Raw genomic sequence first — 22,222 nt, forward strand, 5'->3', positions numbered from 1 at the left:
AGGTCCCACGCATCACATCGCGGCGCAAAACGATTTCGTCGTAGGCTGGCGGCATGGCTGTCGTGAAGATCAACGCGATCGAGGTACCCGAAGGCGCAGGCCCCGAGCTGGAGAAGCGGTTCGCCGCGCGGCTGCACGCCGTCGACAACCAGCCCGGTTTCCTCGGCTTCGAGCTGCTCCGCCCGGTCTCCGGCGAGTCGCGCTACTTCGTCTACACCAAGTGGGAGTCCGAAGAGGCGTACCAGGCGTGGGCGTCCGGCCCGGCGCGTGAGGCGCACGCGGGCGAGCGCGCGAAGCCGGTCTCCACGGGTGCGAACCTGCTGGAATTCGAGGTCGTCCAGGCTTCGAAGCCGGGTGAGTGAACTCGAACGAGCCGCGGAACTGATCGACGGCGCCGGCGCGCTGCTCGTCTGCGCCGGTGCCGGGATGGGCGTCGACTCCGGCCTGCCCGATTTCCGGGGTGACGAAGGGTTCTGGAGGGCGTATCCGCCGTACGAGCGGCTGGGCATCAGCTTCGTCGAACTCGCCGACCCACGGCATTTCGCCGAGGATCCCGAGCTGGCCTGGGGTTTCTACGGCCACCGGCTCGCGCTGTACCGCGCCACCGTCCCGCACGACGGGTTCCGTCTCCTGTCGTCCTGGGGAGCGCGCAAACCGGGTGGCACCCGCGCGTTCACGTCCAATGTGGACGGACAGTTCCAGAAGGCGGGCTATCCGTACGTCGCCGAGGCGCACGGCTCCATCCATCACCTGCAGTGCCTCGAAAGGTGCACCAAGGAGATCTGGTCCGCGGACGACGTCGAGGTCCCGATCGACGAAGACACCATGCGCGCGCGGACCCCGCTGCCGTCCTGCCCGCGCTGCGGCGGTCTCGCCCGGCCCAACATCCTGATGTTCGGCGACTACGACTGGCTCGGGCAGCGCAGCCAGGCCCAGCTCGACGAGCTGAACGCGTGGCGCCGCGCGCATCGCGACCTCGTGGTGGTGGAACTCGGCGCCGGACAGGCCGTGCCGACGGTGCGGCGGTACTCGGAGCTGGCCAGCGCCGCGACCGGCGCCCTGGTGCGGATCAACCCGCGTGAACCCGGGATCCGGCACGGCCGCGGGGTCTCCCTCGCGACCAACGGCCTGGAAACCCTCGAAGCGCTGGACGCCCTGCTCAGCTAGGCCGCACCCACAGGTCGCGGTCGCCCTTCAGCACCACACGTCCGTCGTCGAGGGTCATCGCGGCGACGAGCCGTCCGGCCGGGCAGCCGAGCTCACCCCGCTGCCAGCCTCCCTGCCCGACCCACACCACCGAGCACGACCGATTCGACGTCTTGCCCCGGTTCCACTCGACGCGGTCCCCGAACAGCACGGGCTCACCCGCCTTGCCGACGGTCCCGCCGAGGATCCGGCCGTCGCCGAGCGGAGCGAGTTCCCAGGCACCGGGCTCGCCGGTCACGACCAGCGCACCGGCCGCGGAACCTCCGGCCAGCAGCCATTTCCCGCCCGCCCGCAGCGCGGTGGAGAACCAGACGTCGCTCGCCCGCACGAGCACCTGCGAGACCGTCCAGGTGGCGCCGGCGTCACCGGATGCCCACACCCGGACGTCCCCGCCGAGGGCCGCGGTCACGAGCACCCGGTCGCCGTCGGCGGCGATCGCCGTCGGCGCCCAGTGACCCGGTCTGTCCTGCGGCAACACGATCTCCCGGGTACCTCCGTCCCCGGACACCCACGCGATCGGGTCCGACCGGCTTTCCCCGGGGAACTCCCGGAAGCCGACGCCGATCACGGCGGCCCGCGCGGGTCAGCGCCACCCCGGTCCGGTCGGACCCTGGCCGGAACAGCCGCTGGATCTCGGCGACCGGATCCTGGACACCGAAGGCGTCCGCCTCGCCGGGCCGGGCGGCGAAGCCCAGCGCGCTCTTCGCCTCACTCGGCGGCAACTGCCCCGGGACACAGGCCGCGAGCAGCGACAGCGCGAGCACTCCCCAGAGCTTCCTCATGGGCGGGAAGCCTGCCAGCGGAAGGTCACTTTCCGGGCAGGACGATTTCCGCGTAGACGGCGTCGTGATCGCTGCCGGGCGTCTCCAGCACCTTGAAGTCCGCGATGGCCGTCCGTTTGTCCGCCAGCACGTGGTCGATGGCCACCGGCGGCGCGATCCCGTTCGTCCAGGTCCCTTCCAACGCCTTCCCCAGTTCGTCGGCGGCGTCCACGTATCCCCTGGTCAGCAGCTCGCGGAAGAGCGCGTGGTCGAGGCTCGCGTTGAAGTCGCCCGCCAGGATCCGGATGTCGTGCTCGGCGTCGGCGTACGGCAGGTCCTTGGCCTCGGCGACCCACTCGTACCGGTCCCACATCGGTGCCGACGGATGGACCGCGACGACCTCGACGCGGACGCCCTCCCCGAGATCCACGCTCGCGCTGGGCTGCTTGTGATCCGAGTCGCCGCTCAGCTTCAGCGGCGTGAGCGGGTACTTCGACACCAGCCCGGAGCCGAACGCCCACTCGGCCGGATGCAGCACGTGGTACGGCAGGACCTGGAACAACCCGGCCCGGTCGAGTGCGGTGATCGCCTCGGGGGTCAGCTCGGTCAGGCTCAGGACGTCGACCTGGTGTTCCTTCACGTAACCGACGATCCTGGCGGGATCCGCCTGGCCGCCGAGCATGTTCGACGCCAGCACACGGACGTGCTTCCCGTCGAGCGCCTTCTGCTCGTTCGCGAAGGCGCGCGGCAGGACCATCGACGCGATCGTGCAGGTCAGCACCAGTGCGACGACCGCGGTCCACCAGCGGCGTAGCACCAGCGCGAGAACGCCGAGCACGAGCGTCGCGATCCCGGCGTACGGGGTCAGCGCGAGCGCGGCGATCGTGTACGTGTTGCCGTCGTAGCCGACCAGCCGCAGCCCGGTCAGCACCGCGAACGGCACGACCGCCGCGATCAGGAGCCCGCTGACCAGCTTCCGTCCGGTGCCGGGACGGGCCGCCGGGCGAACCGGACGTTCTTCGATCACCATGCCGTCGAGTATGCCGATCGAGCGCGCCGGGGCGGCGGTCTCCACAACACCTTCACAACCTCCTCACACGGCGTCTACCAGCGCTTATCAGTTCCTGACAGCCGCTGCCAGCGCGCTGTGCGCGGTCTGCCAGGGCCGGGGTGCACCTTTGTCCGCGGGGCGAGATCCACAGGAGGAAAGCGATGACTCACGCGATCAGGGCCGAGGGCCTGGTCAAACACTATGGGGAGACGAAGGCGCTCGACGGGGTCGATCTGGAGGTCCCGGCGGGCAAGGTGGTCGGGGTGCTGGGGCCGAACGGCGCGGGGAAGACGACCGCCGTCCGGATCCTGGCCACCTTGATCCGGCCGGACCGCGGCCACGCGAGCGTCTTCGGGTACGACGTCGTCAAGAACCCGATGGCGGTCCGGAGCATGATCGGGCTGACCGGGCAGTACGCCTCGGTCGACGAGGACCTTTCCGGTACGGAGAACCTCGTCCTGATCGGCAGGCTGCTGGAGTTCTCGAGGGCGGACGCGAAGAAGCGCGCGGCCGAGCTGCTGGAGCGGTTCGAGCTGACCGACGCCGCCGGCCGCGCGATCAAGACCTACTCGGGCGGGATGCGGCGACGGCTCGACCTCGCCGCGAGCCTGGTCGGCCGTCCCAAGGTGCTGTACCTGGACGAGCCGACCACCGGGCTCGACCCGCACGCCCGCAACGAGGTCTGGGCCGTGGTCCGGACGCTGGTCGCCGACGGCACGACGGTGCTGCTCACCACGCAGTACCTGGAGGAGGCCGACCAGCTGGCCGACACGATCACCGTGTTCGACCACGGGCACGTCGTGGCGAACGGACGGGCCGACGAGCTCAAGCGGCGGACCGGCGGCCAGACGCTGCAGGTGCGGCCGTCCGCGCTCGCCGACCTCGACGCCGTCGAGCGCATCCTGGCCGGGCTCACCGGGGTCCGGCCGAACCGGGACGACGACACCGGGCTGCTCACCGCGCCCGTCGCCGATCCCGTCCTGCTGTCCACTCTGGTCCGCAAGCTGGACGAAGCCGGGATCACCGCGGACGAGCTGGCGCTGCGGCTGCCCAGCCTCGACGAGGTGTTCCTCGCGCTGACCGGCAAGAAGACCGACGAGTCCACAAAGGACGCTACTCCGGAAGGGAGCCTGGTATGACGACCATCGCCGCGCCCGCACCACGGCGCGTTTCACTGTCGAGCAGCACGCGGCACGGGCTTTCCCTCGCCTGGCGCGGAGTGCTGAAGATCCGCAAGAACCCGGAGCAGCTGGCCGACGTCACGCTCGCGCCGATCATCTTCCTGGTCATGTTCGTCTACCTGTTCGGTGGCGCGATCATGGGCAGCACCGAGAGCTACCTCCAGATGATCGTGCCCGGCATCATGGTGTTCAACATCCTGCAGGCCAGCATGACCGTCGGCGTCCAGCTGAACACCGACGTCACCAAGGGCGTGTTCGACCGGTTCCGCGCCATGCCGATCGCCCGGTCCGCACCGCTGATCGGCGCCGTGCTGGCCGATATCGTGCGGTACCTGGTGTGCCTGGTCGTGCTGATGGTGGTGGCGACGATCATGGGCTACCGGATCCAGACCGGACCCGCCGAGTTCGCGCTGGCGATCCTGCTCGTCATCGCCTTCGCGCTGTCGTTCTGCTGGGCTTCGGTGTTCGTCGGAATGCTGGTGAAGAGCCCCGGCGCGGTGCAGGGCCTGATGTTCGTGGTGCTGATGCCGCTGACCTTCGGCAGCAACGTGTTCGTGGGGACGAGCACGATGCCCGGCTGGCTGAAGGCGTGGGCCGACATCAGCCCGGTGACCCAGATGTCCGACGTCCTGCGCGGGCTGATGAACGGCGGGCCGATCGCCGGACCGCTGACCGGGGCGTTGATCTGGATGGCGGCCGCGCTCGCGGTCTTCTTCCCGCTCGCCACGTGGGCTTACCGGAAGCGCGTCTGACGGGGGTCAGGGGGAAACGCGCGTGAAGGGCTCCTCGCCGCTGCCGGGCGAGGGGCCCTTCTTCACGCGCCCACTTCCCCCAGGATCCAGGACATCAGGTCGGGGCGGGAAAGCCCGGCATCCTGCGCGAGCAAGGCTTCGTAGCGCTCTTCGCCGAATCGCTCGCGAAGTTCGCCGATCAGATCCCGGATGGCGGGCTCACCGAGATCCAGCCTGCCGCGCAGCAGTTTCGCCGCGCCGAGTAGCCGGACGGCGGTCTCGGGGTCGCCCTGCCGGAACCGGATCAGGCCGCACACCTCGACGATCCGCCCGAGGTCGGCGATGTCGCCGCGTTCCGCGGTGGACTTCACGACGACCGCGGCACCGCGTTCGGCCGCGGCCAGGTCCCCGGCGGCCAGCCCGATCTCGGTGTCGATGTAGCCGCCGAACTCCTCGCCGAACATGCCCGGCGCCGCGACCGAGGTCATCTTCTCCCGGAACCGGACGGCGGCCTCGCGCGCCTCGTCCACGCGTCCGGCGCGGCAGAGCAGATCGGCCTTGCCCACCAGCACCATCACCGCGAGCTGGGCGTTGCCCGTTTCGTTCGCGTAGCGCTCGGCCTCGATCATCTCGCGCGTCGCCGTGTCCAGGTCGCCCGCCCGCGCGTACTCCGTCGCGAGCCGCCAGCGCTGCTGGATCACGTCGTCCTGCGAACCCAGTTCGAGCGCGAGGGCGAGCCCTCGGCGGTACAGCGCGAGCGCGGCTTCGTGATCGCCGGACATCGAGATGTCGCTCGCCTTCATACCCAGCGCCATCGCGGTGCCCCACCGGTCGCCCAGCGCCAGGAACCCTTCGTAGGCCCGGTCCCTGGCCTGTTCGGCGCCGTCGGGATCACCGTCGTCGGTGAGAACGAAGCTGTGTGCCCACGATCCCGCCGCCCTCGACCACGGATCCTCACTCGACAGCGCCCGTTCCACCTCGCGGTGCGCGAGCTTCTTGTCCTGCGAGAAGAAGGCCAGCATGGGCAGGCCGATGGCCAGCCCGGCGAACCGGTTGTACGCGCCGGTCCGGACGCATTCGTCGATGAGCGAGCGCACGGCTTCCGGGTCGCCGACGCCGGGCACCATCGTGGTGATCTCGCGCATCGCCTGGAACGCGGCCGCGAAGTCGTCCTCCAGGCGGTCGTCGAAAGTGAGCACTTCGGCGACGAAGGACTCGACCCGATCGCTGTCGCCCTTGATCAGCCAGTACCAGAACGTGCTGCCGAACAGGTGCATCGCCATCTCGACGTCGTCGGCGTCGATGGCCTGGCGGAGCGCGGTCACGATGTTGCCGTGCTCCACGTCGTAGCGGGAGATCGCGACGAGCTGATCCGCCGTCCGCAGCATCGGCTCCAACCGCTCGGCTAGCTGCGCGTAGTAGCGGTGATAGGCCTTTCTCAGCCGTTCTCGCTCTTCGGCCTCGTCGAGACGTTCCGCCGCGTAGGCCCGGATGGTCTCCAGCATGCGGTAGCGCGGCTCGCCGTGCTCACCCGCGATCGCGTCCACAATGGACTTCTCGACGAGCGAGCCGAGGACGTACAGGATGTCCTCGACGGGCAGATCGTCGTCGGCGCAGACGCTTTCGACCGCTTCGACCTCGGCACCGCCCCCGAACACCGAAAGCCGTCTGGCGAGCACGCGTTCGGCGTCGTCGAGCAGGTCCCAGCTCCACTCGACCACGGCACGCAGCGTGCGCTGCCTCGGCAGCGCCGTCCGGCTGCCGGAGGTCAGCAGGCGGAACCGGTCGTCGAGACGCTGCGAGATCTGCGCGACGGTCATCGACCGCAGCCGCGCCGCGGCCAGTTCCAGCGCCAGCGGCATCCCGTCCAGCCTGCGGCAGATCTGCGCGACGTCGTCCACTGTGGACTCGTCGAGCCGGAAGTCCGGGCGCACGGCCACCGCCCGGTCGACGAACAGGCGGATCGCGCCCGCCTCCGCCGCTTGCGAGACGGTCGGCGTGCCTTCCGGAACGGACAGCGGACCGAGCGGGCACAACGTCTCGCCGTCGATGGCCAGCGCCTCCCGGCTCGTCGCGAGGACGCGCAAGGTCGGCACCCGCCGCAACAGGGTGTTCGTCAGCTCCGCCGCCGCGTCGATCAGATGCTCGCAGTTGTCCAGCACCAGCACCGATTCACCGGCGCCGAGCGTCTCCACGACCCTGGCCAGCGCGTCCGCCGGTCGGCGCATCGGATCGCCTGTGTGCGTGAGGCCGAGATCCCACAGCTCCAGTGCCGCGAAGACCGCGCCGGGCAGGTCGCCGGGGTCGCGGACGCCGGCGAGCGGCACGAACCAGACGCGTCCGCGCGCGTGCGCCGGATGCCGCGTCGCGACCTCCGTGGCCAGCCGTGTCTTCCCGGCGCCGCCGGGCCCGACGAGCGTCACCAGCCGCGCGCCGGCGAGGAGTTCGGCGATCAGCTTCAGCTCGTCGTCACGGCCGACGAAACTGGTCAGCCGGACCGGCAGATGATCGGCGGGCGCGGGTGGCGGGCCGAGTTCGCCGCGCAGCGCCGCGAGATGGATCTCCTGGAGTTCGGCCGAGGGGTCGACGCCGAGCTGGTCGGCCAGCGCCGCCCGGACCTCCTCGTAGACCGCGAGGGCGTCGGACTGGCGATCGGCCGCGCACAGCGCCCGGATCCACAGCCCGGCGAGCCGTTCGCGCAGCGGATGCCGTGCGGCGGCCTCCTTGAGATCCGCCAGCACCCGGTCATGCCCGCCGAGCCGGATCTCCGCTTCGAAGCGGTCTTCGGCGGCTTCGAGACGTAGATCCTCCAGGCGGGTCGCGGGCGCCTGCGCGAAAGGAGCGTCGAGGACGTCGGACAGTGCTTGACCACGCCAGAGCCCGAGCGCCTCGGCGAGGATCGCGGCCGCACCGGCGTCCCGGCCCGCCGCGAGTTCCGCGCGTCCCTCCGCGGCCAGCCGCTCGAAGCGGCACACGTCGACGTCCTCGCGGGCGACGTCCAGCCGGTAACCACCCGGGCCGGAGTCGAGGGCGACGTCTTCGGCGCGCAGGACCTTGCGCAGCCGCGAGACCAGGGATTGCAGCGCGTTCGCCGCGTCGGCGGGCGGCTCCGCGCCCCAAAGACCGTCGACGAGGGACGTCGCCGGGACGGCGCGGCCGGGCTCCAGCGCGAGCCTGGCCAAGAGCATGCGGAGGCGGGCACCGCCGATGTCGACCGGGGTGCCGTCACCGGCCTCCGCTCCGACCGGGCCCAGCAGCGTCACACGCACGGACCCCAGCTTTCCAGAAGCCGCAAACGCATACCCCGGTCAGGCGACGGAAGTGGGGATTATCCGGGCACGAAGGAGCTTTCCGGGCGGTAGGGCGAGGTCACGGCGCTACGTTCGAGGCCAAGTCACAGCCGATCGACTGGGAGCGTGAATGAGGTACCGGAGTGCGGCCGTCATCGCCGCCGTTCTGGCCGCGAGTGTCTTCGGCGGCGGGACCGCCCTCGCCGACACCGGGAAACCCGGCGCCGACGGCGCGGGCGACAGCTACTACCCGCAGGACGGCAACGGCGGCTACGACGTCGGCGACTACAACCTGAAAATCGGCTACGAGCCCGCCACCAAACAGCTCACCGGCCTGCAGACGATCACCGGACGGACCACGCAGGCGCTGAGCTCGTTCAACCTCGACCTGCACGGGCTGACCGTCGACTCGGTGAAGGTCAATGGTCGGAAGGCGGCCTTCGCCCGCACCGGCGACCACGAACTCGTGATCACCCCGGCGCGTTCGCTGCGGAACCACGAGCGGTTCACCGCCGAAATCGCGTATCACGGTGTCCCGCAGCCGATCGAGGATCCGTCGCTGGGCGAGAACGGCTGGCAGTACGCGAAATCCGGCGGCGCGTTCGTCGCGGGCGAGCCGAAATCCGCGACCACCTGGTACCCGGTCAACGACACCCCGCGCGACAAGGCGACCTTCCACCTCGCCGTCACCGTGCCCTCGGAATGGGGCGTCATCTCGAACGGCCGCGAGCGCGGGCACTTCGCCGACGGGCCGAAGACCACCTACGTCTGGGCCGAAGAGACCCCGGCCGTGCCGTACATGACGACGGTCGCGATCGACAAATGGGAGTTCGAGCGGACGAAGCTGTCCGACGGCACCCCGGTCGTCAACGCCTACGCCCCCGGCACCCCCGCGTCGACCAAACAGGCCGAGGCGCGGCTGCCGGAGATCATCGACTTCCTGGCGTCGAAGTTCGGGCGCTACCCGGTGGACGCGGCGGGCGGCATCTTCCTCGCCGAGCCGATCGGGTTCTCGCTGGAGACGCTGAGCAGGCCGATCTACTCGGGCGCGGCGGGCAACATCCCGACGATCGTGCACGAGAACGCCCACCAGTGGTGGGGCGACTCGGTCGCCGTCGACAAGTGGAAGGACGTCTGCCTCAACGAATGCTTCGCGTCGTACGCGGAATGGCTGTGGTCCGAGGCGAAGTCGGGCCAGGACCTCAAGGCGCGTTACCTGAACGCCGTGCAGAAGGCGACGGACCGGTTCTGGGCCGGGAAGCTGTACGACATGGGGCCCGGCAACGAGTTCACGTATGTGTACTCGAAGGGCCCGGCGGCGTTGCACGCGTTGAAGAACTACATCGGCGCGGCGCCGTTCGACCGCATCCTCAAGACGTGGCCCGCCATCCACCGCGACGGCAACGCGAGCCTGCCGGAGTTCCAGAAGTTCGCCGAGCGCGTCGCGCACAAGAACCTCCAGGGCTTCTTCGACGCGTGGTTCTACGGCAACACCAAGCCGGCGCCCGAGTACCTGTACCCGGGGGACCTCAAGCCCGCCGCCTGAGGTGCGTCACACGTTAGGGTGAGGTCATGACGTCTGTGCTCCTCACCGGTTTCGAACCGTTCGGCGGTGAGCGGGTGAATCCGTCGTGGCAGGCGGTTTCCCTGCTCACCGGCCGTCGGCACGACACCGTGGCCGTCGAATTGCCGTGCGTCTTCTCGCGTTCGCTGGTCACCTTGCGCGACGCGATCGACGAGTACCGCCCGGAGCTGGTGATCTGCGTCGGCCAGGCGGGCGGCCGCCCCGACGTCACCCCGGAGCGGGTCGCGATCAACCTGATCGACGCCCGCATCCCGGACAACGCGGGCTCGCAGCCCGTCGACGTCCCGGTGATCCCCGGTGGGCCCAACGCGTACTTCACCACCTTGCCGGTGAAGGCCTGTGTCACGGGGATCAAGGACGCGGGGTTGCCGGCGTCGGTCTCGCACACCGCCGGGACGTACGTGTGCAACCAGGTCTTCTACGGCCTGATGCACTTGCTGGACAACGACTTTCCCGGGGTACGCGGCGGTTTCGTGCACGTGCCCTACACCCCGGAGCAGGCCGCGCGGACCACCGCACCGAGCCTGGCCGTGCACCGTGCCGCCGAGGCGCTGGAGATCATCGTGGACACCGCGCTTTCGGTGACCGAAGACCTTTCGACACCGGCGGGCACCCTGCACTGATCAAGGCTTGAGCTGTGCGGTGAAGAACTCGACCATCTCCGCGGTCGTCCGCGCGGTGCCGTCGCTGCGGGTCGAGACGAGCATCGCGCTCAACGGCGCGTCTTCGGTCCCGAAGAGCACGATGCCGCTTCGCGCGCCTACGCCCGCCACGTAGCGCCCTCGGAGGCCGTCTGCCGCCCAGGTGCCCTCCGCGGGCTTGCCCTTGGTCATCCGCTGCCGGACGCCGTCCTCCAGGCCGGTCATCGCGACGCCCTGGTAGTAGTTGATCGCGTTCGATCCTTTGGCGTCCTTGAACACGCAGGTGACCGCCGACGACGCGCCGACCGTGGCGGCCGCGTCCGGCGCGTCCCGGCATTCGTCCCGCTGCGGGATGACGGCGGCGATCCGGCGGAGACAGTCCGTGAACCCCTGCGCGTCCTTCGTCCCGGGCTGATCGCAGCTCACCGGTTTCGCGGGGGCCGGTCCGGCGACCGGTTCGTCCTCGCCGCCGGTGAGCAGGACGATCGTCGTCACGATCGCCGCGAGGGCGAGCGCGACGACGCCGTAGGTCGTGGGTTTCTGCCAGTTCCAGCCGGGCGGTGGCGTGGGCGGCGTCCAGCGCGGCGGCTGCGGACGCCGAGCAGGCGGGGGCTGTTGCTGAACCGGTTGTTGGACGGGCTGTGGCCGCACCGGCGCGAAAGCGGGCACGGTCAGCTGGGAATCCTCGCCACCGGTGGGCACGTGATGCAGCCCGAACGCGACCGCCGTCTCCGGCTGGTCCTGCGTGGTCGGCGCGATCCGGAGCTGGTTCGCCAGCAGGCTCGCCAGCAACGGCATCCGGCTCGGCCCGCCGACGAGGTAGACGCCGCCGAGCCGGTCCGGGGTCAGCCCGGCGCGATGGATCGTGGTGGCCAGGAGTTCGCCGCTGCGCAGGAAACTCGGCCGGACGAGCGCTTCGAGCTCCATCCGCGTCACCCGCACGTCGCCGAAGGGCTCCGGCATCGGGATCTCGGTCTGCTGGTGGCGGGACAGGCTTTCCTTGGCGTCGCGGACATCCTGCAGCAACGACCGGCGCGTCCGGCGGTCGCTGACCGACTGCGGGCGCAGGATCCGTTGCCAGTGCGCGGGATCGGAATGCGACACCTCGCGGCCGATGTGCACCAGCAGCGCCTGGTCGATGTCGAGACTGCCGAGATCGGGCAGCCCGTCCTCGGCGAGCACGGCGAACCCCTGCGCGCTCACGCCGACGACGGCGCAGTCGAAGGTGCCCGCCCCGAGGTCGTACACCGCGATCGGACCGGGCGGGCGCCTGCCGTTGTTGAGCGAGGCGTAATGCGCGGCGGCCGCGACCGGCTCGGGAATCAGCACCGTGGTGGGAAATCCGGCCTTGAGGGCGGCGTCGCGGAGGATCTGCTTGCGATCCGGGCCCCAGCCGGCGGGATGCGAAATGCGCACCTGCGCGGGCATCCGCTGAAGGAGCAGCTCGGCCTCTTCGCCGACCCGGCGCAGGACCGCGGCGAACGCGTCGGCGATGGGAAGCGAGAGGTCACCGAGCTGAAGGGCGCCCTCGTCGATGCGCCGCTTCGGATTCGCCTCGAACCGGCTCGGATCCAGCCGGGCCCGGCGTTCGGCGTCCCGGCCGACGAAGACCGTGCCGTCCTTGTCGGCGTAGATCGCGGACGACATCGTCACCGACCCGTCGATCTCGACGACCTGCGTCCCCCTGCCGTGGATCGAAAGCACCCCCACCGTGCTGGAGGTACCGAAATCGATCGCCAGAACGTCCACCTGACCCCCTCCCGGACCCGATGGCATCGTCTCACGCGAAGATCGGGAGACCGGGGCGGGTTCAGACGGCGGTGGAAATGGTGACGTCGTGATCGTCGAAATCGGCGACCACGCGCATCCGGCCGCCCAAGGCGCCGATGTACCTGCGGAGCGTGTCCAATTCCATCTGGCTCGGATCACCCTGCTCGAGCTGGCTGATTCGCGGCTGGCTGACACCCATCCGCTTGGCGACCTCGGCCTGGCTCAGTCCGACGTCCTCACGCAGTCGCGACAGCCGGAAGCCGAGAACGTACGCCTGAGTGGCTTCGCGCGCCTCGGCCCGCGCGGCTTCGACGTCGCGGCCGGCGTCACGGTCCGCGGCGAGCTTTTCGGCCTTGACCTCTTTCCAGGACCGACCCATTTCAGCTTTCCTCCATCGCGTCGAGGTGGTGCCGGTATCGCTCCTCCGCGATCGGGATGTTGATGTCGTACCACCGTTTCCAGTTTCCGGCCTTGTCACCGGCCACCAGGAGCACGGCCCTGCGCACCGGATCGAAGACGAACAAGATCCTGATCTCGGTATGCCCGGCCGACGCCGGGCGTAACTCTTTCAAGTTGTGTCTTCGCGATCCGCTGATCCGGTCGACCAGCGGCCGCCCGAGCCGGGGGCCTTCACGAGCCAGCATGTCGATCGCCTCTTCGACCCGGTCGGCCGTACGCGGTTCTTCCCGACACAGCGCCGCGAACCAGCGATCCACTTCCTCGTGAAGTTCGATCTCCCACTGCATCAGCCGACCATAATGTAGACCTTATATCGGTCGAGGCTCGAAGACCAGAGTTCCCACGAAGGCGCGCTTCCGCCTCGGGCCTTCCGCAACCGCAAGGACCGCACGCGAGTTCCGCCTCCAATCACGCGAGTCACGGCCCCAATCACGTGAGTCCCGCGCCCAATCACGTGTGTCGTCCGCCCAATCACGCGTGTCGTCCATCCGCACACGAATGGCGTCCGTACGGAAACACGTGACTCACGTGACGGAACACGGAACTCGCGTGATTGGAAGGCGAACTCGCGTGATTGGGCAGACGACACACCGCACCGAAACGCGGAAGTGCCCGCCGCGGCGAACCGCGACGGGCACTTCCGGAGCAGAGAGGCGTTACTCGCCCTCGGCTTCACCGTTCTCTTCGGTCGAGCCGGCACCGATGCTCACCGGCGGGGCGTCCGGGACCGACGAGGGGCGGGCTTCGCCGCGGAAGACGAAGTGCGCCTTGTCGTCCTTCTCGCCCTCTTCGTCGTTCCAGCCTTCGACGTCGACCAGGATGATCTGGCCGGGCTGGACCTCGCCGAACAGGATCTTCTCCGACAGCTGGTCCTCGATCTCGCGCTGGATCGTGCGACGCAGCGGCCGCGCGCCCAGCACCGGGTCGAAGCCGCGCTTGGCGAGCAGCGACTTGGCCTTGGGCGTGAGCTCCAGCTCCATGTCCTTGGCCTTGAGCTGCGTCTCGACCCGGGCGATCATCAGGTCGACCATCTCGATGATCTGTTCCTTGGTCAGCTGGTGGAAGACGATGATGTCGTCGATCCGGTTCAGGAACTCCGGCCGGAAATGCTTCTTCATCTCCTCGTTGACCTTTTGCTTCATCTTCTCGTACCGGTTGGTGCTGTCACCGCCGGACGAGAACCCGAGCGAAACGGACTTGGAGATGTCCGAGGTACCCAGGTTCGAGGTGAAGATGAGCACGGTGTTCTTGAAGTCGACCGTACGACCCTGACCGTCGGTGAGACGGCCGTCTTCGAGGACCTGCAGGAGCGTGTTGTAGATCTCCTGGTGGGCCTTCTCGATCTCGTCGAACAGCACCACCGAGAACGGCTTGCGCCGCACCTTCTCGGTCAGCTGGCCGCCCTCTTCGTAGCCGACGTAGCCCGGAGGGGCACCGAAGAGCCGCGAAGCGGTGTAGCGGTCGTGGAACTCACCCATGTCGATCTGGATGAGCGCGTCGTCCTCACCGAACAGGAACGCCGCGAGCGCCTTGGACAGCTCGGTCTTACCGACACCGGACGGGCCGGCGAAGATGAACGAGCCGGAGGGGCGCTTCGGGTCCTTCAGGCCGGCACGGGTGCGGCGGATCGCCTGGGAGACGGCCTTGACCGCGTCCTCCTGGCCGATGATCCGCTTGTGCAGCTCCTCCTCCATGCGGAGCAGACGCGTGGTCTCCTCCTCGGTGAGCTTGAACACCGGGATACCGGTCCAGTTGGCGAGGACCTCGGCGATCTGCTCCTCGTCGACCTCGGCGACGACGTCGAGGTCGCCGTCCTTCCACTGCTTCTCCCGCTCGCCCTTCTGGCCGAGGAGGGTCTTCTCCTCGTCACGGAGGCGGGCGGCGCGCTCGAAGTCCTGCGCGTCTATCGCGGACTCCTTGTCCCGGCGCACGTCGGCGATCTTCTCGTCGAACTCGCGCAGGTCCGGCGGCGCGGTCATGCGGCGGATGCGCATCCGGGCGCCGGCCTCGTCGATCAGGTCGATCGCCTTGTCCGGCAGGAAGCGGTCGTTGATGTAGCGGTCCGCGAGGGTGGCCGCCTGCACCAGCGCGCCGTCGGTGATCGAGACGCGGTGGTGCGCCTCGTACCGGTCACGCAGACCCTTCAGGATCTCGATCGTGTGCTCGAGCGACGGCTCGCCGACCTGGATCGGCTGGAAGCGGCGCTCCAGCGCGGCGTCCTTCTCGATGTACTTGCGGTACTCCTCGAGCGTGGTCGCGCCGATCGTCTGCAGCTCACCACGGGCCAGCATCGGCTTCAGGATCGACGCGGCGTCGATCGCGCCCTCGGCGGCACCCGCGCCGACGAGCGTGTGCAGCTCGTCGATGAACAGGATGATGTCGCCGCGGGTCTTGATCTCCTTGAGCACCTTCTTCAGGCGCTCTTCGAAGTCACCGCGGTACCGGGAACCGGCGACCAGGGAGCCGAGGTCGAGGGTGTAGAGCTGCTTGTCCTTCAGCGTCTCCGGGACCTCGCCCTTGACGATGTTCTGCGCGAGCCCTTCGACGACGGCGGTCTTGCCGACGCCGGGCTCGCCGATGAGGACCGGGTTGTTCTTGGTGCGCCGCGACAGCACCTGCATGACCCGCTCGATCTCTTTGCCCCGGCCGATGACCGGGTCGAGCTTGCCTTCGCGGGCCTGCACGGTCAGGTTGCGGCCGAACTGGTCGAGCACCAGCGACGACGACGGGGTGCCTTCACCGCGTCCGGAGCCGGTCTCGGTCGACTCCTTGCCACCCTGGTAGCCCGACAGCAGCTGCAGGACCTGCTGACGCACCCGGTTGAGGTCCGCGCCGAGCTTGACGAGCACCTGTGCGGCGACGCCTTCACCCTCGCGGATCAGCCCGAGCAGGATGTGCTCGGTGCCGATGTAGTTGTGGCCGAGCTGCAGCGCTTCGCGCAGCGACAGCTCAAGCACCTTCTTGGCCCGCGGGGTGAAGGGGATGTGCCCGCTCGGGGCCTGCTGCCCCTGGCCGATGATCTCCTCGACCTGCTGGCGGACGCCCTCCAGCGCGATGCCCAGCGATTCCAGCGCCTTGGCGGCGACACCTTCACCCTCGTGGATCAGACCCAGGAGGATGTGCTCGGTGCCGATGTAGTTGTGGTTGAGCATCCTGGCCTCTTCTTGGGCCAGGACGACCACCCGCCTCGCGCGGTCGGTGAACCTCTCAAACATGTGCACTCCCTCGACTGCTGCGACGGCGGCCCGTTTCCATCGTGCTTTCACCGCGATGGATTCAGCACCGTGAGACCACTCTAGTAGCCATGCGGTCGCGCTGGCGTACCACTACGGCTGATTGCGGCCCGTTCGCGCCCCGGCCGTTCTCCGGCCGTGCGCTCTTTCATCTTCCGGTTGCCCTGCACCTTTACGTCAAGCCCAACGTGCGAACACGCGTCCGGATTCCGCCGGACGAGGGTTGTCCGCTGAGCGCGAACACGGGCTCCGCCCAGTGGATGGACACCCGTCCGGAGTAGTCACGGACGGTATGTAAGGTTAGCCGTACCTAATGACGGGAGGCCGGTGTGTCGTATCCCCACACGCTCGCGTCGCGCGAAGACGAGCTCCGCGCCTCCCTGTCGAGGATGCCCGAAGACGCCCGGCTCCGCGCGGACGTGCCGGAGGACGAGCCGGGCTGGGTCCGCTGCGGCGACCTGCTCCGCGAACCGGCCCGTCTCCTGCGCTGGCGGGAGCGGCTCACCGGCTGGCTCGCCGAGACGTATCGGGAAGCCCCTATGATCCCCGAGCGGGCCCCGGCGAGCTGGATCCTGTCCTGGTACCTGCACGTCCCGGCCCTGGCCGGCGCGATGCTGCTCCATCACGAACGCCGCGTCCCGTCGCTGGCGCCGTCCGCGCTGGCGTTCCGGATCGGCGCCGACCGGCCCCACCCGGACTCGGTGGCCGTTCTCGGCGACGGCTTCCACTGCCTGCCGACCGACGCGGGTTCGGCGCATCCGAGGGCCGTCGTGGTCCCGGACGAGCGGGCGCTCGCGACCGTCCTGCGGGGCCGGTACGTCGCGCACGCGAGCCGGTTCATCGACGTCTACGGGCCGCTGACGAGGCTCGGGCGGCGCCAGTTGTGGGCCGCCGCCACGGACGCGCTCGACAACGCGCTGTGGTCGGCGGGGCGGCTGGGCGGGACTCCGGAGGCCGAGGGCGCCGGGGTCGCGGACGCCGCCCTGGTCCTCGAAACGCGGTTCCCGCCGCTGACGTCCGCGTCGAAGCTGACCCTGACATCGGGAGCCGACGGACGCCGCGAGTGGACGCGAAACCGCGAAGGCTGCTGTTACAACTATCTGCTTCCCGCGGAATCGGAATGCGGCGGTTGCCCGCGGGTCCGCTAAGGGAGCCAGCCGGGGTTTCGACCCGTCGCGCCCAAAGCGCGCTCGAACGTCGTCGCGCCTTCCGCGACGGGCACTTCTTCGCCGTACACCTTCATCGCCCGGGCCTGTTCGCCCATCGCCGCGGCGGACGCCAAGACGGCTTCGGCCGCTTCGGGTGCGACGTCGAGTGAGCGGCCGGTCGCCTTCGCCAGGTCCCAGCCGTGGAAGACGAACTCGCCCAGCACCATGTCGCCGACGAACGAGGACGGCATTTCCGCCGTGCCGAGCGCCGTCGTGCCCTGCCACGCTTCGGATGTCCCGAAGACGTCCACGAGCCGCGCGGTCTGTTTCTCGATGGCGCTGAGCCATTCGCCGTCGGCGAGGCCCGCTTCGGCCTCACCGACGGACACCTCGGGCGGTGCCGTCTTGCGCCCGGCGGCTTCGAGCCAGGGACCCCAGTAGAGAAGGTGGTTCAGCAACGCGCGGACGTCGTACTCGGCGCACGGCGTGCGGGCGGAGAGGTCGGTTTCGCCGATCCCGCGCAGGATTCCGGTGAACTCCGCGGCGGCGGGGGCGATCAGGGCGGCGTGTTCGGACATGAGGCCATGAGTTCACGGGGACCTGTGCGCTGTCTTGAAGAAACGCGACAAGGTTAGGTTGATCCGGTGAGCGGGCACCGGATCCCGGCGGGGATCGTCAACGCGCGGGCGGCGAAGTTCAGCCTCGTCCGGCATCCGCCCTCGCCGGAACTGCGCCCGTACGTCGACCATCACTGGGTGCTGCGGTGGGATCTGCGCGGCAGACCGGGCGAGGAACAGGTGGTTTTGCCCAATCTCGCGGTGAACGTCACGTTCTTCCGCCTCGCGGCCGGCGCGTTCGGGCCGGGGAAACGGCCTTTCCGCTACCTCGTCGAGGGCACGGACCACGGTATCGGCGTGCGATTCCGTCCCGGGGCATTCCGGGCATTCCTCGGTGGTCCGGTCTCGATGATCTCCGGCGGTTCCGTTCCGCTCACCGATCTCTTCCCCGGCGACGGCGGAGTGACGGAATCGGTACGGAATGCGACGGACGACTTCGAAATGGTCCGTGTCGCGGAGGAACTGCTCCTCGCGAAACACCCCGTGCTCACCGCCGCGGCCGCGGCGGCCATCGAAGCGGTGGAAACAATCGCGGCCGAGCCGTCCATTACCCGGGTCGCCGAGCTGTCAAGCCGGACGGGCCTGTCTCAACGAAGCCTGCAACGCCTGTTCGCCGAACATGTCGGTACCGCCCCCAAATGGGCGATTCAGGTATACCGATTGAACGAAGCGGCGGCACGGATCGCGGCCGAGGAACGGCCGGACTACGCGGAACTGGCGTTCACGCTGGGCTATAGCGACCAAGCGCACTTCACCCGGGATTTCCGCTCCGTGACCGGATGGGCGCCCACCGAGTACGCCCGCTTGAACCGTGTACAAGAACAAGAAAGCCGCCGGGAAAAGTTTCCCGGCGGCCGTCTGGTCTGAAAGACCTCAGTTCTTCTTGTGGTAGGCCTCCACGACCTCGGACGGGATACGCCCACGGTCGGAAACCTGGAAGCCGTTCTTGCGGGCCCAGGCGCGAATGGCCTGGTTCTGCTCGCGGTCCACGGTCGCGGGACGGGCGGCGGCCTTCACGCCGGCGACCGGACGAATGGCGGTGCGCTTACGGCCACCCGCGCGACGGGCGTGCTCCACATACTGGGCCAGCGCGTCACGAAGCTCTTCCGCGTTTTCCGCGGAAAGGTCGATCTGGTAGCTCACACCGTCCAAACCGAACTCGACGGTCTCTTCCGCCTCAGTGCCGTCGAGGTCGTCGACGAGCGAGACGAGCACCTTCTGTGCCATCTGTTTCCTCCTGCTGGGGGCTTACACGAATGATCTGGTACGGGGCATGCCCCGGACAGAAGACTTTGTCTAGCGACATTAATACCCGCTACCGACTCATAACGCAAATCTTGTTTACGAGAACGATCGAGGTATCTGTCACGCGGACGGGTTATTCGGGTCGGACGAGCGGGAACAGGATGGTCTCCCGGATACCAAGGCCGGTCAGCGCCATCAGCAACCGGTCGATCCCCATTCCGACACCACCGCTCGGCGGCATTCCGTACTCCAGCGCGCGGAGGAAATCCTCATCCAGGTTCATGGCCTCACTATCACCCTGCGCACCCAGCCGAGCCTGTTCCACCAGACGCTGACGCTCCACCACGGGATCGACCAGCTCGGAGTATCCGGTGGCCAGTTCGAATCCGCGCACGTACAGATCCCACTTCTCCGCGACCCCCGGCTTGCTGCGATGTTGCCTGGTCAGCGGGGATGTCTCGACCGGAAAATCACGGACAAAAGTGGGTTCGTGGAGATGATCGCCGACGAGATGTTCCCAAAGTTCTTCGACGAGTTTGCCGTGACCTAACTTCGGGTCGAGCTCCAGCTCTCGCGCTTCGGCATAGGAACGCAGCTTGTCCGCCGATGTCTCGGGAGTGACCTCTTCCGACAACGCCTCGGACAACGACTCGTACATTCCGAGCGTGGTCCACTCGCCGGACAGGTCGTACTCCGAACCGTCGGCGAGAGTGACCACCTGAGTACCGAGAACGTTCTGTGCCGCCTCCTGGATGAGCTGCCGCGTCATCACCGCGTTGGAGTCATAGGTCGCATACGCTTCGTAGTACTCGAGCATGGCGAACTCCGGCGAGTGCGAGGAGTCGCTGCCCTCGTTCCGGAAGTTCCGGTTGATCTCGAAGACCTTCTCGATACCGCCGACCACGCAACGCTTGAGGTACAGCTCCGGCGCGATCCTCAGGTACAGATCGAGGTCGAAGGCATTCGAATGCGTGACGAATGGCCGCGCCGCGGCGCCGCCGTGCAGCGTTTGCAGCATCGGGGTCTCGACCTCGAGGAATCCCCGGCCGTGAAACGAGTCACGCAGGGAACGCAGCACACCGGCGCGGGTACGGACCACGTCCCGGGCCTTGGGACGCACGATCAGATCGACATAACGCTGCCGGATCCGCGTTTCCTCGGCCAGGTCTTTGTGCGCCACGGGCAACGGGCGCAATGCTTTCGACGTGATGCGCCACGAGTCGGCCATCACGGAAAGCTCACCGCGCTTGGAGGTGATGACCTCACCGGAGACGAATACGTGATCACCGAGATCGACATCGGACTTCCACGCCGCGAGCGCGTCCTCGCCCACCTTCGCGAGGCTGAGCATCGCCTGCAACTCGGTGCCGTCGCCTTCACGAAGACTCGCGAAACACAGTTTGCCGGTATTGCGCATGAACATGACCCGGCCGGTGATACCGACGATGTCGCCGGTGGCGGTGTCGACAGGAAGACCGGAATGCTTCGCGCGCACTTCGGCCAGCGAGTGCGTCCGGGGCACCTCGACCGGATACGGATCGATACCCTCCGCGATTATCCGGTCGCGCTTGTCCCGGCGCACCCGCATCTGTTCCGGCAGGTCTTCGTCGGGGCTCACGCCCTCGGATGCGGGGATTTCAGTCATGGCGCACAGCGTACGAACCCGCCGGTTCCCTACGCCAACCGGATTACCTTTTCCGGGTCCGGACCGGCCGGTTTTCTCTCCATTAACCTTGAGCGCGTGAACTCATCCACTCCCGGCATCGAACCCGAACTGCACGCCCGCCGCGCCGCCTCGTTCGGCGCGAAGGCCGCCGACTATGCCGCGCATCGGCCGGACTATCCGGAAAAGGCACTGGCCTGGGGGCTGGCCGGCGCGGCGGGAGCCCCGGAGCGGGTCCTGGACCTGGCGGCCGGGACCGGCAAGGTCAGCGAAGGACTGCTGGCGCTGGGCGTCACGGTGACCGCCGTGGAGCCGGACGAGAAGATGCTCGCCGAGCTCACCAGGACACTTCCCGCCGTGGCCCCGCTCATCGGGACCGCCGAGGAGATCCCGCTGCCGGACGGAGCCGTGGACGCCGTGGTGGTGGGCCAGGCCGTCCACTGGTTCGATCTCGACCGGGCCTATCCGGAGATGGCCAGGGTGCTGAGGCCGGGCGGAGTCGTTGCGGCGCTGTGGAACCACGACGACGAGTCGGCGGGCTGGCTGGCGGAGTTGAACGCGCTGATCAAGACGTCGATGAGCAGGCGCTGGCTGAGCGACTACGAATCGCTGCCGCGACACGAGGCCTTCGAGCCGTTCGAGAAGAAGACGTTCGGTCACAAACAACCCAGGACGGCGGAAACCCTCGTGGCCACCCTCGCGACCCATTCGCACATCCTGGTGGCCCCGGCGGAGGAACGCGAAGCCAAACTTCGCACGGCGCGGGAATTCCTCGACCGGAATCCGGAAACCGCGTCAGGGGAATTCGATCTGCCGATCACCACCACCGTCTTCCGGGCGCGTAAGCGATGACCGACTGGAAGGCGGCGTTCACGACGACGTTCGGCGCCCCCGCGTCGGCGGTGTCCGCGCGGATCTGGGCCGAGGTCTACGGCGACGAGTACCCCGCCGAGCTGGACACCTACAGCTTCGTGACCCGGACCGACCTGCGCCGCATCGCGGCCGAAGCGCAGCTGGAGCCCGGTGGCCGACTCGCCGACATCGGCTGCGGGCGCGGCGGTCCCGGGCTTTGGGTCGCCGCGCGCACGTACGCGACGCTCACCGGCATCGACATCGCGGCGACGGCACTGGCGTCGGCACGGCGCCGAGCCGAAGCGATGGACGTCGAGGCGACCGATTTCCGGATCGGCGACTTTCAGGACACCGGGCTGGAGGACGCGTCGTTCGACGCGGTGATGAGCGTCGACGCGCTGCTGTTCGCGCCCGACAAGCGGCGCGCCTGCGAGGAGTTCGCGCGGATCCTCGCGCCGGGTGGGCGGCTGCTCGTCACGACCTGGGACTTCGACGGGCAGCCGGTGAACCGGCCGCCCCAGGTCGCCGACCACCGGCCGCTGCTGGAGGCCGCCGGCTTCGACGTCCTCACCTACGAGGAGACGCCGGACTGGCGGGCGCGGCAGCGGCGGACCGTGGAGCTTTCGCTCGAACGTCTGGAGGAGCTGGCGGCGGAATCGGGCGACGATCCTTCGCGGCTCCGGGCGAGCCTCGAACAGACGCTGCGGAACCAGGACCTGATGACGCGGCGGGTGCTGATGATCGCCTCCCGCCGCGTTTAGTCCTCTAAACGCGGTAGTTGCCCGCGCA

The 22,222-nt window shown here is 68.7% G+C and carries 20 protein-coding genes; 10 read left to right on the forward strand and 10 right to left on the reverse strand.

Annotated features, from left to right (window positions below):
• Window positions 1–53 precede the first annotated feature (53 nt).
• Together AB8M46_RS08450 and AB8M46_RS08455 are read left to right on the forward strand one after the other, a co-directional pair.
• A complete protein-coding gene (locus tag AB8M46_RS08450; protein WP_016337748.1) occupies window positions 54–362 on the forward strand; it encodes an antibiotic biosynthesis monooxygenase in 309 nt (102 codons plus the stop codon).
• The gene (locus tag AB8M46_RS08455) at window positions 355–1,167 is read left to right on the forward strand and encodes an NAD-dependent deacetylase (protein WP_394359996.1); all 813 of its coding nucleotides are present in this window, start codon (window positions 355–357) and stop codon (window positions 1,165–1,167) included. Before AB8M46_RS08450 ends, AB8M46_RS08455 begins: the two co-directional genes overlap by 8 nt.
• Here the strand turns inward: AB8M46_RS08455 and AB8M46_RS08460 are convergent.
• Window positions 1,160–1,681 carry a hypothetical protein gene (locus AB8M46_RS08460; protein ID WP_394359997.1) on the reverse strand — a complete coding sequence of 174 codons (522 nt, stop codon included), beginning with the start codon at window positions 1,679–1,681 and terminating at the stop codon, window positions 1,160–1,162. The two genes, AB8M46_RS08455 and AB8M46_RS08460, sit on opposite strands and share 8 nt — an antisense overlap.
• Window positions 1,682–2,013: 332 nt before the next feature.
• Complete coding sequence (locus tag AB8M46_RS08465) at window positions 2,014–3,042, reverse strand: endonuclease/exonuclease/phosphatase family protein (RefSeq protein WP_394359998.1); 1,029 nt, start codon at window positions 3,040–3,042, stop codon at window positions 2,014–2,016.
• A gap of 137 nt (window positions 3,043–3,179) precedes the next feature.
• Here AB8M46_RS08465 and AB8M46_RS08470 point away from each other — a divergent pair, with 137 nt between their 5' ends.
• Together AB8M46_RS08470 and AB8M46_RS08475 are read left to right on the forward strand one after the other, a co-directional pair.
• Window positions 3,180–4,157, forward strand: a complete 978-nt coding sequence (locus AB8M46_RS08470) for an ATP-binding cassette domain-containing protein (protein WP_125694982.1) — start codon at window positions 3,180–3,182, stop codon at window positions 4,155–4,157.
• Complete coding sequence (locus AB8M46_RS08475; RefSeq protein WP_016337752.1) at window positions 4,154–4,951, forward strand: ABC transporter permease; 798 nt, start codon at window positions 4,154–4,156, stop codon at window positions 4,949–4,951. Before AB8M46_RS08470 ends, AB8M46_RS08475 begins: the two co-directional genes overlap by 4 nt.
• A gap of 62 nt (window positions 4,952–5,013) precedes the next feature.
• Here AB8M46_RS08475 and AB8M46_RS08480 read toward each other — a convergent pair whose 3' ends face one another.
• Window positions 5,014–8,199: a BTAD domain-containing putative transcriptional regulator gene (locus AB8M46_RS08480; protein WP_394359999.1), complete on the reverse strand. Its 3,186-nt coding sequence runs from the start codon at window positions 8,197–8,199 to the stop codon at window positions 5,014–5,016.
• A gap of 151 nt (window positions 8,200–8,350) precedes the next feature.
• Here AB8M46_RS08480 and AB8M46_RS08485 point away from each other — a divergent pair, with 151 nt between their 5' ends.
• Window positions 8,351–9,766: a M1 family metallopeptidase gene (locus tag AB8M46_RS08485; protein WP_394360000.1), complete on the forward strand. Its 1,416-nt coding sequence runs from the start codon at window positions 8,351–8,353 to the stop codon at window positions 9,764–9,766.
• A gap of 26 nt (window positions 9,767–9,792) precedes the next feature.
• Complete coding sequence (gene pcp, locus AB8M46_RS08490) at window positions 9,793–10,428, forward strand: pyroglutamyl-peptidase I (RefSeq protein WP_037335254.1); 636 nt, start codon at window positions 9,793–9,795, stop codon at window positions 10,426–10,428.
• On the opposite strand, the gene AB8M46_RS08495 is transcribed toward pcp, so the two are convergent.
• The 4 genes from AB8M46_RS08495 to AB8M46_RS08510 all read right to left on the reverse strand — a co-directional run bounded on the left by AB8M46_RS08495 (window position 10,429) and on the right by AB8M46_RS08510 (window position 15,890).
• Window positions 10,429–12,195, reverse strand: a complete 1,767-nt coding sequence (locus AB8M46_RS08495; RefSeq protein ID WP_394360001.1) for an Hsp70 family protein — start codon at window positions 12,193–12,195, stop codon at window positions 10,429–10,431.
• A 61-nt stretch (window positions 12,196–12,256) separates the two neighbouring features.
• Window positions 12,257–12,595, reverse strand: coding sequence for an XRE family transcriptional regulator (locus AB8M46_RS08500; protein ID WP_037335250.1), 339 nt, complete (start codon window positions 12,593–12,595; stop codon window positions 12,257–12,259).
• 1 nt (window position 12,596) lies between these two features.
• Entirely contained in the window at window positions 12,597–12,962 is a 366-nt protein-coding gene (locus AB8M46_RS08505; protein ID WP_394360002.1) for a type II toxin-antitoxin system RelE/ParE family toxin, read from the reverse strand.
• A gap of 369 nt (window positions 12,963–13,331) precedes the next feature.
• Window positions 13,332–15,890 (reverse strand): ATP-dependent Clp protease ATP-binding subunit, encoded by a 2,559-nt coding sequence (locus AB8M46_RS08510; RefSeq protein WP_016337759.1) that lies wholly within the window; start codon window positions 15,888–15,890, stop codon window positions 13,332–13,334.
• 347 nt (window positions 15,891–16,237) lie between these two features.
• Between AB8M46_RS08510 and AB8M46_RS08515 the strand changes: the two genes are divergently transcribed.
• Complete coding sequence (locus AB8M46_RS08515; protein WP_394360003.1) at window positions 16,238–17,056, forward strand: iron-sulfur protein; 819 nt, start codon at window positions 16,238–16,240, stop codon at window positions 17,054–17,056.
• On the opposite strand, the gene AB8M46_RS08520 is transcribed toward AB8M46_RS08515, so the two are convergent.
• Window positions 17,053–17,634 carry a TIGR03086 family metal-binding protein gene (locus AB8M46_RS08520; protein ID WP_394360004.1) on the reverse strand — a complete coding sequence of 194 codons (582 nt, stop codon included), beginning with the start codon at window positions 17,632–17,634 and terminating at the stop codon, window positions 17,053–17,055. The genes AB8M46_RS08515 and AB8M46_RS08520 overlap by 4 nt on opposite strands.
• Window positions 17,635–17,700: 66 nt before the next feature.
• Here AB8M46_RS08520 and AB8M46_RS08525 point away from each other — a divergent pair, with 66 nt between their 5' ends.
• On the forward strand, window positions 17,701–18,540 hold the full coding sequence (locus AB8M46_RS08525; protein ID WP_394360005.1) for a DUF6597 domain-containing transcriptional factor: 840 nt from the start codon (window positions 17,701–17,703) through the stop codon (window positions 18,538–18,540).
• Between the two features lie 6 nt (window positions 18,541–18,546).
• Here the strand turns inward: AB8M46_RS08525 and AB8M46_RS08530 are convergent, their stop codons facing one another.
• Complete coding sequence (locus AB8M46_RS08530) at window positions 18,547–18,900, reverse strand: Lsr2 family protein (protein WP_005165380.1); 354 nt, start codon at window positions 18,898–18,900, stop codon at window positions 18,547–18,549.
• Between the two features lie 151 nt (window positions 18,901–19,051).
• Window positions 19,052–20,563 carry a lysine--tRNA ligase gene (gene lysS, locus AB8M46_RS08535; protein WP_037335237.1) on the reverse strand — a complete coding sequence of 504 codons (1,512 nt, stop codon included), beginning with the start codon at window positions 20,561–20,563 and terminating at the stop codon, window positions 19,052–19,054.
• A gap of 96 nt (window positions 20,564–20,659) precedes the next feature.
• Here lysS and AB8M46_RS08540 point away from each other — a divergent pair, with 96 nt between their 5' ends.
• Complete coding sequence (locus tag AB8M46_RS08540) at window positions 20,660–21,433, forward strand: class I SAM-dependent methyltransferase (RefSeq protein WP_394360006.1); 774 nt, start codon at window positions 20,660–20,662, stop codon at window positions 21,431–21,433.
• Window positions 21,430–22,194: a class I SAM-dependent methyltransferase gene (locus tag AB8M46_RS08545; protein ID WP_394360007.1), complete on the forward strand. Its 765-nt coding sequence runs from the start codon at window positions 21,430–21,432 to the stop codon at window positions 22,192–22,194. The genes AB8M46_RS08540 and AB8M46_RS08545 overlap by 4 nt, the downstream gene beginning before the upstream one ends.
• The last annotated feature ends 28 nt before the right edge of the window (window positions 22,195–22,222 follow it).

The sequence above is a fragment of the Amycolatopsis sp. SB7-3 genome, from assembly GCF_041021335.1.
Taxonomy (GTDB): Bacteria; Actinomycetota; Actinomycetes; order Mycobacteriales; family Pseudonocardiaceae; genus Amycolatopsis; species Amycolatopsis japonica.